We start from the raw sequence: 15,534 nt of genomic DNA, 5'->3' as shown, positions 1-15,534 counted from the left end.
AGAATTTGCGTTTTGGCTGTTTGTCGCCTTAAGGTGTCAGTGCAAATTATCCAGTGCGAATGTCCCGTATCATAAGTTGTAAGTGTTGATATATAGCAAATACCGCCCCGAATACCATTCGAGACGCCAGATTTTGAGATAGAGTTTAGAAAAGTTTAGTCTATCAAATTTTTTTTTGACATTACCTTGTCTTTAAATACTATCTCAATAACTGCTGCATGTCTCTAATTCGTCAGAAATACGACTCATTTGCAACTCAATTGAAGCAACTGCATTCCGAAATTGCTGCTACTCAATTGGATGCACCCGAAATCAGGCAACGTGTAATAAGCCTGCAGAATTTTTTTCAGCAACAGATTGTACCTTTAGTGAATGAGGACACAAGCAGTCTCAACGGGCGAATCCAGTCTTATTCGACTGAAATGAGCAAGCAGCTGCGACTGTTGGAAATAGATATCACGTTTCTCCAAGGAGCGCGGCAAACTTCCACTGCCAAAGGTAGGCTAGATGCCATCGGCAATCGCCTAACCACTCTCATTGAATACTGCAATGCCTTATTGGAATAAATAGTACCAGCAGAAGAAGCAATATAACAAAGGAAATAATTAAAAATAATGAAAATAATAATTTGAATTTACTATTGCATTTTAGATTGATATTTTTCTTGTAGCTGTCGTAAGCTTGACATATTTATAATTGGCTTAACTGTGCCTAAAATTTGACAAGATTTCATGTCAAGAATTCTTCAAATTTTTAGTTTGGGAGCCAAAAAGTTAACAAAAACAAGCTTTTATCAAGTCCAATCAATCTAAATTTCGATGCAAATCTTGGATTTTTCCATGGGGATCGCAATAAATTTATTTTCTCTAAATAAAAAATATTATCTAAATAAAACTTACAGAGTTATTTATGAACCTCAGGTTACGTGTTACTGAATTTTCTCTATAAAAAGATTAAAATAATTCATTAACCAGTTATCTCTTATACCATTTTGAATTTTGGATGTGTAGATTTTGGATTGGGAAAGCTTTGCCTGGATTAAATTTCACACAACAATCGGGTCAACTATGTATGACTTTTTAGCAGGGGGAATAAATCAGTCATCGAGCCGGGGAGCGCGGGTGAATCTAGCGATCGACGAGGGCGTCCCTCGCCCTAGCGACGGGCGTATAGCTCTTGCTTGTATAGCTTGCAGTATCACGTAACCTCTCTACCCAAAGGGTTTGTGACACTAAGTTGAAGGAGAAAAAGACTTCTGCGATAACCCTGATGTCATTGATGCAGTCGTGTATCCTAATGTTAAAACTTGGTAGATAAAAGCTAATAGTTATGAATGAATCTTTATTTTGTATTGACAATTTGAGAGTCGCCTATCCGCGCCGAGGTGATGAAGAAATTAAGTGGGCAGTAGATAGCGTGTCTTTCACGCTACAGCGCGGTGAAAGAATGGGATTGGTAGGAGAATCTGGTTGTGGGAAGTCTACTTTAGGACGAGCTGCAATGCGTTTGCTCCCCTTATCGACACAAATTGAGGGAAGAGTGACTTTTCAAGGACAATCTGTGTTTGATATGAAGCCCGAACAGTTACGAAAATTTCGGGGAGAAGCAGTAGCGCTTATTTTCCAAGATCCAATGACTCGTTTAGATCCATTAATGACCATTGGAAATCATTGCTTGGAAACTCTCAAGGCGCACTCGCCTCAGTTATCTACCCGAGAAGCTAAGGAAATTGCGATTGCTACTTTAGAAAAAGTGAAAATTCCTGCCACTCGTTGGAATCAGTATCCTCACGAATTTAGTGGCGGTATGAGGCAAAGAGTCGCCATCGCTCTAGCTTTACTCCTTAAACCCAAGTTGATTGTCGCTGATGAACCCACCACTAGTTTAGATGTAACGGTTTCTGCCCAGATTTTACAAGAACTCACGCGGTTGTGCGGTGAAGAAAATATGGGTTTGTTGCTGATTTCTCACGATTTGGCACTGGTGGCGGAGTATTGCGATCGCATTGGGGTGATGTATGACGGCAAAATGGTAGAAATGGGTTCATCCAAAACAGTCTTTCAACAGCCGCAGCACGAGTACACACAATCGCTTATTAAAGCAGCTTTGCACATTCAAACAGTGGATGAGGGGTTAGGTGCTGACGATGGCGGGACAGGGAAAGACGCTTCCCAATTACCAATCCCCAATACCCAAACCCCAATCTTGCGAGTGACAGAACTGCAACAGCACTACACCTTAGAACCCAATTTTGTAGAACGATTGTTGAAAAGGGAAAGTCAAACGATCAAAGCAGTCGATGGGATTGACCTCGAACTCTACCCTGGGGAAATTTTAGGATTGGTTGGGGAATCTGGTTGTGGAAAGAGTACCTTATCGCGAACAATACTCCAACTGATTCGTCCGACGGGAGGTAAAGTTGAGTTTTTGGGACAAGAGTTGACCGCTCTTTCACGTCAAGGCATTCGCACTTCGAGACGACAAATGCAGATGGTGTTTCAAGATCCTCATGCTTGTTTAAATCCAGCAATGACGGTAGGACAAAGTATCGCCGATCCTTTACTAATTCATAAGTTGGCGAGTCCAGATAAGGCAAAACAAGAAGTGTTGTGGATGCTGGAAAAAGTAGGGTTAAAGCCATCAGAGGTTTATTATCAGCGATATCCTTCTGATTTATCTGGGGGACAGCAGCAACGAGTCGCGATCGCTCGTGCATTAATTACTCGTCCCAAACTCCTGATTTGTGATGAACCGGTGAGTATGTTAGATGCTAGCGTACAATCACAAGTTCTGGACTTAATGTTACAACTGAAAGAGGAATTTGAGTTAACTTACTTGTTCATTACTCATGACCTTTGGTTGGCAAGATTTTTGTGCGATCGTATTGCCGTCATGAACAGTGGCAAAATAGTAGAAATCGGGCAGACAAAACAGATTTTTGCTTATCCACAACATCCGTATACAAAAACCCTTTTGTCTGCCGCACCTCTGTTAGCACGAGTCTAATTTCTACCTATTTTAGAGTCTTATTCAGCACTTGCTTCAATCAACTTAGGAACTCTTACACCCGAACCATGTAACTCAACAAATCTATTAAACAACCACATTGTTTCATGTTTTGAAAGCCTGTTGCGGTCAATAAGATTGCTAAGATTTCTCTCAGCTAATTTACGATAGTAAGGCAAATCTTCAACCAATGTTAAATAAGAGGCAAGGTGGAGCAGAATTTGCAGGAATGGTTTTGGCCAATCCAAATCGCTGTAAATGTCAATAAAGAAATAATGCTCGTTCTCTGTTAAAGGATGAGCGGTAAACATGACAGTAATTCTTTTTTCTTTATAGACTGGAACGCTGAGTTCCACAGTATAGGGAGTGTGCAAGATTAAATCCACCTCTGCAATTGGTTGTCTCCAAATTCTTAAGACATTAAAAGGAGAATCCAAATATGTTTCAAAGGTAATTGTGCCTCCAATCGGTGTAGATTTGATTTGGTTAATTCTGACAACCTTTAAATTATTGAGACTAAATTTATGAATTGTCTCTAAATGTCTTAAATTTAACAAATGATAAATCTGACAGAGATAGGGAAAAGGTAAGATATATTCCTGACTTATCATATGTCGTCTTTTCAACTTCAAACTTCCTGTTTGAGCGTCACATTCCACGCTTTCTTCAGGTTTCAGATACAGCCAAGTTAAGAAAAAGAAAGAAGCTGTTAAGAGATGGATTAACTCTATAGTTGATAGGTAACCGTCAGCAAACGCTGCGATACTTCTATCGGTAATGCCAAAAACCCAAGATGGAATACCAAAGAGCCAGACTCCATTTTTTACCTTGATGAAAAAAAGACCAATTTCTTCTTCTATCAATGATGTATTGTTCTTTAATTCAATACTTTCATTTTCAATGATATTATTTTCAGGCATAATAAATTACAACCCCAAGATTGACTTGGTATAATTATTTTTTCTATTTAATTTCAGTTTAAAAACTGATATTTCAATCAACCTCTACCTATAGCTGTAAGTATTCTTCATATTGATTTTGAAAATTTTGGCTTATAGTAATAGATATATTTTGAAAATCATATATGTTCTTCAAATGTAGATATTTCTATTGAGAAAAAGTCATCTGTCTTATGAAGGGATAGCTATTAGACTTAAGTAGTAATTGCGTAAGAAAGTTTAGGGCTAACGAAATTCACAGCTAAGAGGATGGAGAGTATCCCAATTTGGAAAAAACAAGTTTGCGATTGAAATCGCGGCTATACAAACGAAACCTGCCTACGCAGGTTATTTTTTAAGAAAGTCCACGTAGGTGGTGAGTCCAGAGAAAGTAGGCGAGTTTCCCACGCCCTGGGGACTGGTGAACCCAGAGTGGGGTTTCCCCCAACCCCACTTCGTGGGGACCCCAAAGCCCCCCGTTGTTCGCGTAGCGTCTCCGCTCCTGAGATAGCGCTTGCCGTCTAGAATTCTATTCTGAGGGCATTTTGCCAAAACAGGATGCTCCGAGAGGATGTTTGAAAAGTCTTGGTTGAATGTAATTCGCTGTTATTGGAATGAAGTCTACCTGCGCGGACTCATAGATTTTTCAATAAAAGAGCTAAAATTTCTTATTGCTTTGTTAGAGATCCATGAAAGTTGTATGGCAATCCTGTTTAATTTGCAAAATCCTCGTAGTACAGGCATTGCCAACCTTAGCGATGTTCGCAATCGCAGCTATACAAGCAAAAACCACCTACATGGGTTTTAATATCTTGATTTTCCGTTAGTCCGCGCAGGCGGACTTCGTTTGTATAGTAGCTAATTGTATTCGCCCGAGACTTTTCAAACATCCTCTTAGTAGTGGATATTGCCGACCTTACAGTCGTTAAAATTTTTCCTGGATGATTGGGATTGTTATATAATTTGCTAATATTTTTATTTTTCAATTTTTATTTTATACAGTAAATAATGATGATCCGCAATGCCACTGAAATTGATTTACCTGTAATTGTGGCAATTTACAATGCTGCTATTCCCAGTCGTTTGGCAACTGCTGATTTAGAACCAGTGTCTGTGGAAAGCCGCCTTGCGTGGTTTAAGGGTCGTTCACCCTTGAAATATCCCCTTTGGGTTATAGAACTAGATGGTCAGGTAACGGGCTGGTTGAGTTTACAATGTTTTTACGGGCGACCGGCTTATCATGCTACTGCTGAAGTCAGCATTTACATTGCCCCAGAATATCATCGACGTGGTTTGGGACAACAACTGCTATCCCAAGCGATTAACAAAAGTCCGAGTTTGGGTATCAAAACTTTATTAGGCGTTATCTTCGCTCACAACGTGCCTAGTTTGAAACTTTTTGAAACATTTGGCTTTCAATCTTGGGGACGTTTGCCTAATGTTGCAGAACTAGACGGTATTGAGCGCGATTTGGTTATTATGGGACTCCGAATTAAATAGATATAGGGAATCGACGATAGGGAGTAGAGAATTTTCACTCCCTGACCTCGTTTTTCGGAATCGCTTCAGGGTAAGGGGTAGTTTTGTACAAGTACTACTGACTTCTATCCTAATTTTAAAAACTTCTATGAGGATACCATCTTTACAAACTTATAATTCCATCTTAGCTTCAACGGCTTTAACTTGCATTGGTATTCTAGTTACTACCGTTGGTATCACAACAGGATTAAATAATTATTCTTTTGTTAAAAAAGCAATATCAACACAAGGAACAGTCATTAATAATTTGCATGACTCAACAAAAAGCTCTAATTCCTATTACCCATTGGTAAAATTTACAGCACGTACAGGAGAAACGGTTGTATTTGAATCTAAGGTGGGAAGCAGTTCTCCTAAATATACGAAGGGCGATCGGGTAGAAATATTGTACCAACCTCAAAAGCCCAATGCTGCCATGATTAATACCTGGATACATCTGTGGTTTTTTCCTATCATTTTTTCCACTACTGGCTCTCTTTCTGTATTGATTGGAGCCGCTTTACTAGCAAGAGAATTAAAGCAAAATAAGTTTTTAACATTTACCAATGACCAGTTAACAGTAACTGGCGATCGCTAACCAGTTGATACTTGGAATTAACAGTAATAGATTTGAATTAAAATTTTAAAATTACGTATATTTAAAAAAAATCAATTGAATTATTAACATCTTTATTTTTCGTAATAAAAAATATTTTTGTAACTGCAAGCTTTTATTTTAAGATAATTTCTATAGCAATCCCAAACCATTCACGAAAAATTTTAAGTACAGTAGGGTGGAGAATGCCCATCAGATTAGGCTATTAAGCTTTTTATTTGTTACTAATGGTTGCCTTATTTACACCTAACTGTACTAGTCATCGAGTATTGGACATGGGTTGTCAGTGATTTTTCCTTGTTTCCCTTGTCCTCATTTCTGGAGGGACTTTATGCAGGAAGAGAGAAGGCAAATTAGAAGAACAGGGTGGGAAATTACAGAAGGTGTAGCCGGATACATATTTATGGCACCCACTCTTCTGGTGTTAGGAACTTTTGCGATCGCGCCCATTCTCTTGGCTATTTTTCTTTCTTTCCATAAAGTTAAACTGTTAGGTGGAATCAAATATGATTTTGTTAGTTTTCATAATTTTCAAAGATTAGTCGAAGATGACAGACTTTGGATTGCTCTACTCAATACAGTTCAATATGTTGCTATAGTCGTTCCGCTCCAAACTGCTCTTGCTCTCATTCTTGCTGTCACTCTTAATTCAGGTATTCGAGGAAAAAACTGGTGGCGTGTTCTCTACTTTTTGCCAACAGTGACATCTTCCACTGTGCTGACGCTCATATTCATGTGGATTTATAACACTAATGGATTGCTGAATGATTTTTTGGCTTTTCTAAAATTACCGACTTATAACTGGTTGGGAGATCCAGCAGTTGCGCTTAAAGGAATTATGCTTATGAATATTTGGTCAACAGCGCCATTGTTCATGGTCATTTACTTAGCAGCACTACAGGATATTCCACGTTCTCTTTACGAAGCTGCTGCAATTGATGGAGCTAATAGTTGGCAACAATTTATTTATATTACGATTCCCATGCTTAAACCAGTTACCTTCTTTGTGGTAACAATGGGAGTTATTGGCACTTTTCAACTGTTCGATCAATCGTATATCTTTTCCAATGGCAGTGGTGGACCCAACAACTCCACCCTAACAGTTGTTTTGTTGATCTACCAAGCTGTGTTCCGGAATTTACAAATGGGTTATGCTGCTGCGATCGCTTTTATACTTGCAGCCATCATTATTAGTATCACCTTAATCCAGCGGTATTTTTTTGGAGGAGAAAGGATTTGAAAAAAATATCCCATCACTTTTGGCTGAAAATCTTGCTCTATACGGTACTGACCTTTTACGCAGTTATTACGGTTATTCCCTTTTTATGGGCGCTTTCAGCATCATTTAAAACCCTTTCTGAAATTGCCAGTGGAGAGCCAACATTCTTTCCCAAGAACTTCACTCTTGATAACTACAAACAAATTTTTTTACAAGAACCTTTGTTTTTGCGCTGGCTATTTAACAGTACAGTCATTGCCATCAGCGTGACTCTCTTAAACCTAATTTTCAATTCAATGGCGGGTTACGCGCTAGCAAGGTTAAATTTTCCAGGTAGGCGCTTTTGGTTTTTCCTGATTTTAGCAGTGTTAGCAGTTCCCGCACAAATCACTTTAATTCCTACCTTTTTGATCCTAAAAAGCTTTAACTGGTTAAATTCTTATCAAGGAATGATTGTTCCCAGCATGGTAAATGCTACCTTCATTTTTATGATGCGGCAATTTTTCATGAATTTTCCCAAGGAACTCGAAGAAGCCGCCCAGCTAGACGGACTTACTACTTTTGGTATTTTTCGACGCATTGTTTTGCCTTTAGCAAAACCCGCACTAGCTGCACAAACAGTTTTTGTGTTTATGGGGAGTTGGAATAACTTTTTGCTACCTGTCGTGATTTTGTTTGACCCTGAAATGTTTACCCTTCCCCTAGGTTTAAATACTTTCAAAGGTCAATACATTAGTTACTGGAACTATATTATGGCAGCTTCTATGGTGTTCACGTTACCAGCACTCGCGATCTACGCCTTCTTCAACCGATACTTTATTGAAAGCGTCACTTTTACGGGAGGGAAGGGATAGAAATCATTCAACAGGCGTGATTTAAATTTTCGAGAATATTTTGCATATTTATTTAAGAATTTGAGAAAGAATTGTTGGGTCTTGAATTTCCTTGTCTCGTGCCAACAGTAAGACTTTAGAAACGATTTCAGCGGTTTTGGGGTCATTATCAGCAAAAGGTAAAAACAGCCGTCTTCTATGTTGGGAATAGGCGGGAACAATACATAATGCCCCGCCTGGTTGACGGTGAACGATACCACTGCCTAAATGAACCGAATAACTACCAAGATGCCCTTCGATAAATGCGCGTGAACCTTGATGTTTGACATTCGTTAGTTTTAACAATCGGCAAGTTTCCCGAATTAGGGATGCCCGCATTTCCACAGTTGAAGCACTTGCTTCTGGATCGACGCTGGATTGGTGGGCAACGCTGACAACCAAATCTAAATCGCGCATCGCCTCACTAAAAATTTGAGGTGGGATTTCCTCCAATGGTAAGGGTTTCCACTCACCTTGCTTGGAGAAGTAGGTGCCTTCTATAGTCAATCCGTCCGCTGCTATAGAAGTAAAGAACCCATTTACAAACGTCACCCAAACAGCAATTCCCAATTCATGAAAAGTTCGCCGCACCCCTTCATCTAAGTGTGTTACCCATCCCCTTTGAGCGAATAACCCCAGTGCTTGTCTGGTATATACTTGATGTCCGGCGTAGCGACGTGAAATTGTCCCTTCTGCTTTTTCTGCTTGTGTTAAAATGTATAACTCGCGAAAAACTTGCTTGAAGGGTTGTGTACGCCCTTTGCGAAAGCAGTCTTGTTGCCAAAGATGCCATTCCCCTGTTTGCAGCAAATTGTAGGGGTGGGCAATCTGGAAATGAGAGGAAGTTATCGGGGTGATACGATCGCCTTGAGATTGTAGTGCTTGCCCTTGTTGCACTAGGTAGCCAAGCTCGCCTTCTTCACCAAGAAAAATTAACTTTGCCAGCATTGGGGAGAGGACGGGATGTTTTGAGAGTTGCTGTAATTCTTCCCTTGTAAAGGTATCCCCCCTACACATAGCTTGCTCTAAAGACAATCGCATCCGTGAAGCTTGTCTGCTTATCTCCTGCTTGCGGACTTGCAGTTCCTTAACTTTGGGATCTTTCTTAGCTTTCGCTGGAATGGATTTTAAGGGTTTTCCCTGTTTTATCGCTGTTATTTTAGCTTCCCCTGTTTGTGCGATCGCCAAAGATATCGTAACCCCATCAACTGCAACAGTTAACGGATTATCTACTAAATCCGCTACAGCTTGGGCTTCCATTGCCCACTCCAAACGCTGTGGATCGGGGTAGCCTGCAGTGCGAGCAAGATTTTCCATTGCAATTCTCGCTGCTAAGAGCTCGTTTGCCTGCTTTTGAGAGCCAAATTGACGGCTGGTTCGCAAAAAATCTTGTATAATTTGATATCTTTCTAAAAGATCGCTATTGCGCTTCTTGCCTTTTGCCAATGGCAACAGCCCCAATGCCCGCACGGAATCTTGATGGCGTTTTTGAGTGATGCTTGTCACCAAAGCTGCTTTCTCGATTTGCCCCAACATAGCATTGGCAAAAAGTTGTACTCGTTTATAACGATGACCTTTTGATGCATACTTGGCTACTTTGTCAAGTTCTCGCCATTTTTCTTTACCAAGTACTTTGTAAATACGGGCAAACCAATCCACATCAACAGCACCGTCTGTAAGGTTTTGCCCGGACAGCGGAGTGCGATCGCTAACTTGCGCTGTCCAAGTTTCGCGGATTTCCTCGTCAACATACCACCACTTATAATCTTGAATGTGGGCATGAATCCACCACACGGCTTCCGCAAAACCCGACCAATTCAATGCCGCCTCAACATAACTAGCCCATTGTGGTGCGTAGAACGCTAACTCAATTAGCCTTTTTTGAGAAATTTTTGCAGCGCTGGCTTGTTGAGCAAACTCCTGGGGCGTATCGGATTCCGCAGGAAAGGAAACTCGAATCAGGTGACACAAGACATCAGCTTTACTACTAACATAAATGTCGCCTCGGATAAACTTCCCTTTGGCAAAAGCTTGCAGTAACCGCACTAGGGTATGACTTCCCTCCACTGTACTTATCGCTGTAGCGAGTACAGATGCGGCAGTAGGTACATCTTTCCGCATGAGTTCTACTTCAATAATACGCTGGCGGCAAAGAGCACCTACTTCTCGAAGTATGGGATATTCTACTAACTCAGCAGGCAGTTTCCGACCTGTTACCCGACGCAAGTCCTGAAGCTCATACCGCCCTGGCTCACAGTCGAAAACGAGCAGTTGCTCTATTAAATCAGCTTTAGTGGCAGCACCAAGGCGAAAAGCCATCAAAACTTCTTCAAGTTCATGTCTGTGACGTGATAGTTTGGGTGAAGGTTTTTTTAACCAGTGCAGCAGTTGCCATAAGCGTATCTGTTGGTTGTCATTCCACTCTTGTGGACACACAGACCAATGATACTTTGCTAAGTTCAGCCAACGCAGGAGTGTCTCGCTAGATCGCCACCAATCAAAACCGTCACTACAGTCAACATAATAAGTGTCTACAGCAACTACTCCTGTGGTATTTTCCCAGTCAGTCCCGTCAATATAATAAATGTCTTCAGCAGCTACTGTCGGGTAATTTTCCCAGTCATCACAGTCATCATATACCCCGTCAGGAACTTGTGTTAGCTCTTCATTGGGAATTAATTCGAGAGTTGCTTGTACTGAAAGAGATTTGGCGGGAGCATCTGCTTCAGGTTCTTCAGGAATTAATGTGAAAATTGTTGCTACTGCGTCCAGTAAAAAATCTGCTGCTCCTGGCGGAGAATGAAGCCGCAATAGCCATTTGCAAACTATCTCAATAGTCACGTGATACCGCAGTTTGCACTCTTGGCTGTCAGCATAAAGAGTCTGCAAAGCTTCTTGCCACCAAGAATCCTCTAGGTAGATTTGTTCGCAATGAGAGTGACATAACGGTGCCAATACTCGCAAAATGTCTAACCCATCAGCATCTCGTAGTTCTTGAGGTCGCTCATTCCACCAATGCTCCCACAATTCTCGCAATGGCAAACGAGTTAAAGCTTCCTCCAAGGTTTTCTTGTAATCTGGTGCTGAAAAGTTTTTACCAACACTACCCAGTAATTCTTCTGTATTCCCCTGCCCGGTTTCAATAATAACAACAGTCTGGCGGTGTTCGTGGATAAGGTTATCAAGAGACTTGAGACAAGCCACAGCCGCAGGAGTCACGAATACGCGAGGATGCTGAACTTGGGGCTGAACCCGTGGACTGAGTTCCTTGGGATCGACCAGTCCCAGTCCATCCTTTAAGGTTGGCACATCATCACTTTCAGTATTTAAAATAACTTCTAATAGTTCAGTTTCTGCTGTTGTTCGCTTTTTGCGGTGCAATTCGTACTCTCTAACACGGGCTTGACATTTGCTAACGGCACGCTCTTTAGCTATCATTTCTCGCAGCAGTTCCAGCCCTGCAAGACGTCGATTGACGTTACCAGCACCAAGTAATCTTTCCGCAGAAGCTAAAGTTTCCTCATCCGACTGCTTGAGCAACAGCCCCAGGATACCCCGCCGCAAATACGCCGACTTCCGAGTTAACCGCTGCTCTAAATTTGTTGCTTCCACGACTGAAATATGACAAGTGGCAAGAGCTGCCAATGCTGCTTGCTGTACCCAACTACTTACATCACCTACCAGCGAAAACAAAGCATTGCGAATTTCATCATCCCACGGCTTTTCATCAGCCAATATTCTCGCCACCTCGCTGCGCTTATCAGCACTCATGAGAGACAAGTAGGGAAGCAACCGCTTGGGAGAACGCACCCCCAAATTACTGACTAAAGCATCTGCAACCGCTTTTTGTTCTGCTTTCAGTGTTATCCAATTCCAAACCAAAGGTTGTAAACTTTCTAACTGCTTGGGAAAACGTGGCAGAATTCGTTCTAAACGTTCAAATATATCGATATGTTGTAAGCTATGATCGGGATGTTCTACCTCCATCAAAGCAAGAGTGACAATACGTAAATCCTCATCCTCAAAAGCTGGTAAAAGTGCAACTTGCGCTTCAGGGACTTTTAGTTGACTCAGCAAATAAACTGCAACAAAACGACACTCGACATCAGGATGATTGAGAAACTCCGATATCCTAGCAATAGCAGCAATCGCATCCTCAAACGCCAGCGTCCACAAGGCAAAATAAACCCTTTGAGCATTTTCCTTCTCTTCCCTTTCTCTGCGCCCCTGCACCTCCTGACTCCTCAAAACTTCCCAACGCAACTCCGAGCTTTCCAAAAAGCCCAAAATTCCTGTCAAAACCTCCTTAACAACACGGTTATTCACCGACTCCAAATCAAAACCCAACCAGACACCGACAGCCCGAACTATCGCACCAAATCGGCTCAGATCGTGCTCTAAAATCAATCGCAGCATCCGTCGGAAAGCCTCCGGATGCGCCTCATCGATCGTTTCCAGAATCGTTTGTCTTAAACCCTCCTGTCGCTGTGCAGTCAACAGCAAATTTTCCACAAATGCCCAACCATCAGGACGAGAAGCAATCAGCAAAGCGCGGGTTACATGGCATCCCATCGCCCCAATTTCATGTTCTCCCCGTGCCGATGCTAGGAGAATGTTAAAAATTTCTTCTCCCTGGGAATCCCCTGTATCGATCGCGGCTGCAAACAAAATTCCCAAGGTATCTTCTGTATAAGCTCCAATGTAGGCGCACCAGGCAGCAAACCAACTTAGATCTCGGTCATATCCTTCGACAATGTAAACCAGATTGCTCAACCAATCACAACGCCTTGATTGGGTAAGTTCTGGGTTCGATGGAACACGGAACGATTTGCGAAGGTAACCAGACTGATAGGGAAGACGAGAGAACAATTGCCATGCTTGTTCCACATAAATACCTATCTGAGGGAAAAGCGCCGCAAATAGAGTTTCCCTTTCCTCTGAGTTGAAACGATCGAGCTTTTTAGCAGCAACCAATAGAGCTTCTCTAGCTTCCCAGTACCCAGCGAGAGGCTGACCATCTGAGTGCAGCCCTAAAATTCCCCATCCAATTTCACGAAGTGTTTCCGGTAGATGGGCGATACTCTCAACTCGCCTTTGTTTCCAATCCTGAATGCGGATAGCTTGAAGTTGCGCTTTTGCCTGTTCTGGATTTAACACCATTTATCCTCCCACCAGTGGTACTAAGCGCAAAAAGGTAAGGTGACTGTTGGGTTTGAGATAGACTTCCCCATCTAAGTCCAGCTGCTGTTCTTCATCAACAAAAACAAAGTACAGACCATCCTTAAAAGCTTGCAAAGCGTTGTCTACAGCCGCTTGTGAATCCACTTCGTGCTGTAGGACACGTCCTCCCATTTCTACTTTTCCCAGTTCCACGCCCTGCTGAATTTGTGATTTTGTAAGTACGTGGGTTAATCGTCGCTGCTCTTGCCTGGTGCAAAAAGCTTCTATATCTTTCAGTATAATTTCGGTAAGCAACTCTCGGAGTGTTAAACGGTTACTATCGGAAGAGAATTCAATTGGGAGAGGAACGCACCAATTAGCAAATAAAGGTTTAGCACGTCCCAATAGCTTGCCTTCAATAGCGACGGTGAGTTGCATAAATCACACTTGATTGCTGTTACCAGTTTAACTGAGGCAAATTGCGATCGCCATTTCTTGCCATGACGTAATCCAAAACTCTATCAGTGGTTTGGGCAACAAATTGCACGCGTGACGTGATATTGGTATTACAGCAGCTCAATTTCTACCAATTAAGTGTTAATCGCTCGTGGCTTATGGCAGTTGGCAGTTAGCCATGAGTTAATAGCACTGGAAATTAAGCATCGCAATATTTAGCTGTGTTGAGTGTCAAAAATTGTTAAGGGGAAATAATGTTGAGAAGAGTTATTGGCATTTTGGCGGCTACTGTTTTGCTGACGTTTCAATTTATTGTTGGTGATGCGTCAGCAGTGGAACTAGATGCAGCTACCCGCACTGTAAAATTAAATGAACAAGGTGAGAGTGTTGTTCTCAGCCTCCAACAAGTTAAATCAGGCAAAAGCTTATTTCAATACGCTTGCGCTCAATGTCACGTTGGCGGTGTGACCAAGACCAATCAAAACGTAGGGCTAGAACCAGAGACTCTAGCAGGGGCAACTCCACCTCGCGATAACATTGAAGCGTTGGTGGACTACATGAAAAATCCCACAACTTACGATGGCGAGGAGGAAATCTCTGAATTACATCCGAGCACCAAGAGTGCTGATATTTTCACAGAAATGAGAAATCTAAAGGATGACGATTTAGTAGATATTGCCGGTCATATTCTCTTACAACCCAAGGTTATTGGTTCCAGATGGGGCGGCGGTAAAATATATTACTAAATCCAGGTGAACCATCCAGTCAATAGTCAACAGTCTGTCGTCAATGGTTAACGGTCTATAGTCAAATAACGATTTCGTTATGGACTTTTGAGAGCAAACTATGGGCGATAGACTGTGGACTGTTGACTCTCTTTGTTTGGGGAGTAGGGAAGTGCGACGAGCAACGTCAGAGCAGGGGTCGATCGCTAAGTGTATTTCAGCAGCTAAAGGCTTAGTTACTATCTAACCTATCGTCGGCTGCTGCTTAAAAAAAAGTATCTACGACAGATTGTCATATTTGGGCTAATTTTTATTTAAAATGAATAGTGAAAGATAAAACCTGCTGTTAGGAGAAAGGTATGACATTCATTGCGTCAAGTTTACGGCGCTTTGGCTTAGCATTGTTAACACTCTTTTTAGTAGTTAGCAGCTTTGCAGTTTTCACTCCCAGTGCTTCTGCTGATACATACACTATAAAATTGGGTAGTGATAAGGGAATGCTGGCGTTTGAACCAAGCAAGTTGACAGTTAAACCAGGGGACACCATTAAGTGGGTTAACAATAAAGTTCCTCCCCACAACGTTGTGTTTGATGCCGCTAAAAACCCTGCTAAAAGCGCTGATGTAGCTAAGAGCTTCTCTCACAAGCAGTTGCTCATGAGCCCCGGTCAAGAATACGAAACAACTATCCCAGCAGACGCAACTCCTGGTGACTACACCTTCTATTGCGAACCTCACCGTGGTGCGGGTATGGTTGGTAAACTCACTGTTGCAGGCTAGTAGAGACACCTTTAACTCAAAATACTTTCCCCGACCAAGTACGCGAGAATCGCAGCCGCTTAGAGGGGAATATTGATGGTGACGAGTTTTATCCTCTCTTATGGTGATAAGAGCGATAGAGGAGGGGAAGCTCGTCACCGTAAATTTTTTATAGGAAAAAGAAAAATCGCGTTTGACACAAGGCTTTTCAGTAAAGCTTCTAGCAGACCGTAAAATATTTACTGGAGCGGTTTTTTTAGTTGCAC

General features: G+C 41.8%; 13 protein-coding genes. 10 read left to right on the top strand and 3 right to left on the bottom strand.

Annotation, left to right across the window (positions count from 1 at the left end):
• Positions 1 to 218 precede the first annotated feature (218 nt).
• Positions 219 to 566, top strand: a complete 348-nt coding sequence (gene patD, locus AB0756_RS26975) for a heterocyst frequency control protein PatD (protein ID WP_038085350.1) — start codon at positions 219 to 221, stop codon at positions 564 to 566.
• Between the two features lie 763 nt (positions 567 to 1,329).
• Positions 1,330 to 3,006, top strand: coding sequence for a dipeptide ABC transporter ATP-binding protein (locus AB0756_RS26970; protein WP_038085352.1), 1,677 nt, complete (start codon positions 1,330 to 1,332; stop codon positions 3,004 to 3,006).
• Positions 3,007 to 3,026: 20 nt separating this feature from the next.
• Here AB0756_RS26970 and AB0756_RS26965 read toward each other — a convergent pair whose 3' ends face one another.
• Positions 3,027 to 3,926, bottom strand: a complete 900-nt coding sequence (locus tag AB0756_RS26965; RefSeq protein ID WP_038085354.1) for a hypothetical protein — start codon at positions 3,924 to 3,926, stop codon at positions 3,027 to 3,029.
• A 589-nt stretch (positions 3,927 to 4,515) separates the two neighbouring features.
• On the opposite strand from AB0756_RS26965, the gene AB0756_RS26960 reads away from it, so the two are divergent.
• From AB0756_RS26960 to AB0756_RS26940, 5 genes are all read left to right on the top strand, one after another.
• Positions 4,516 to 4,752 carry a hypothetical protein gene (locus AB0756_RS26960; RefSeq protein WP_038085357.1) on the top strand — a complete coding sequence of 79 codons (237 nt, stop codon included), beginning with the start codon at positions 4,516 to 4,518 and terminating at the stop codon, positions 4,750 to 4,752.
• Positions 4,753 to 4,952: 200 nt separating this feature from the next.
• Positions 4,953 to 5,444: a GNAT family N-acetyltransferase gene (locus tag AB0756_RS26955; RefSeq protein WP_038085359.1), complete on the top strand. Its 492-nt coding sequence runs from the start codon at positions 4,953 to 4,955 to the stop codon at positions 5,442 to 5,444.
• A 127-nt stretch (positions 5,445 to 5,571) separates the two neighbouring features.
• The gene (locus tag AB0756_RS26950; protein WP_050045262.1) at positions 5,572 to 6,060 is read left to right on the top strand and encodes a DUF3592 domain-containing protein; all 489 of its coding nucleotides are present in this window, start codon (positions 5,572 to 5,574) and stop codon (positions 6,058 to 6,060) included.
• A gap of 349 nt (positions 6,061 to 6,409) precedes the next feature.
• Entirely contained in the window at positions 6,410 to 7,318 is a 909-nt protein-coding gene (locus AB0756_RS26945; protein ID WP_038085361.1) for a carbohydrate ABC transporter permease, read from the top strand.
• Positions 7,315 to 8,151: a carbohydrate ABC transporter permease gene (locus AB0756_RS26940; protein WP_038085363.1), complete on the top strand. Its 837-nt coding sequence runs from the start codon at positions 7,315 to 7,317 to the stop codon at positions 8,149 to 8,151. The genes AB0756_RS26945 and AB0756_RS26940 overlap by 4 nt, the downstream gene beginning before the upstream one ends.
• 48 nt (positions 8,152 to 8,199) lie before the next feature.
• Here AB0756_RS26940 and AB0756_RS26935 read toward each other — a convergent pair whose 3' ends face one another.
• On the bottom strand, positions 8,200 to 13,329 hold the full coding sequence (locus AB0756_RS26935) for a DUF4132 domain-containing protein (RefSeq protein ID WP_050045261.1): 5,130 nt from the start codon (positions 13,327 to 13,329) through the stop codon (positions 8,200 to 8,202).
• Positions 13,330 to 13,767: a hypothetical protein gene (locus AB0756_RS26930; RefSeq protein WP_038085365.1), complete on the bottom strand. Its 438-nt coding sequence runs from the start codon at positions 13,765 to 13,767 to the stop codon at positions 13,330 to 13,332. It lies immediately after the preceding gene.
• Between the two features lie 272 nt (positions 13,768 to 14,039).
• Here AB0756_RS26930 and psbV point away from each other — a divergent pair, with 272 nt between their 5' ends.
• From psbV to petE, 3 genes are all read left to right on the top strand, one after another.
• Positions 14,040 to 14,531, top strand: a complete 492-nt coding sequence (psbV, locus tag AB0756_RS26925) for a photosystem II cytochrome c-550 (protein ID WP_038085367.1) — start codon at positions 14,040 to 14,042, stop codon at positions 14,529 to 14,531.
• A 100-nt stretch (positions 14,532 to 14,631) separates the two neighbouring features.
• Positions 14,632 to 14,757 carry a hypothetical protein gene (locus AB0756_RS26920; RefSeq protein WP_272899755.1) on the top strand — a complete coding sequence of 42 codons (126 nt, stop codon included), beginning with the start codon at positions 14,632 to 14,634 and terminating at the stop codon, positions 14,755 to 14,757.
• Between the two features lie 112 nt (positions 14,758 to 14,869).
• The gene (petE, locus tag AB0756_RS26915) at positions 14,870 to 15,289 is read left to right on the top strand and encodes a plastocyanin (RefSeq protein WP_038085369.1); all 420 of its coding nucleotides are present in this window, start codon (positions 14,870 to 14,872) and stop codon (positions 15,287 to 15,289) included.
• The last annotated feature ends 245 nt before the right edge of the window (positions 15,290 to 15,534 follow it).

The sequence above is a fragment of the Tolypothrix campylonemoides VB511288_2 genome, from assembly GCF_045999855.1.
In the GTDB taxonomy this organism is placed as follows: Bacteria; Cyanobacteriota; Cyanobacteriia; order Cyanobacteriales; family Nostocaceae; genus Scytonema; species Scytonema bouteillei_A.
Note: the sequence above shows the minus strand (reverse complement) of the source record. Positions and strands in the feature narration are given on the sequence as shown.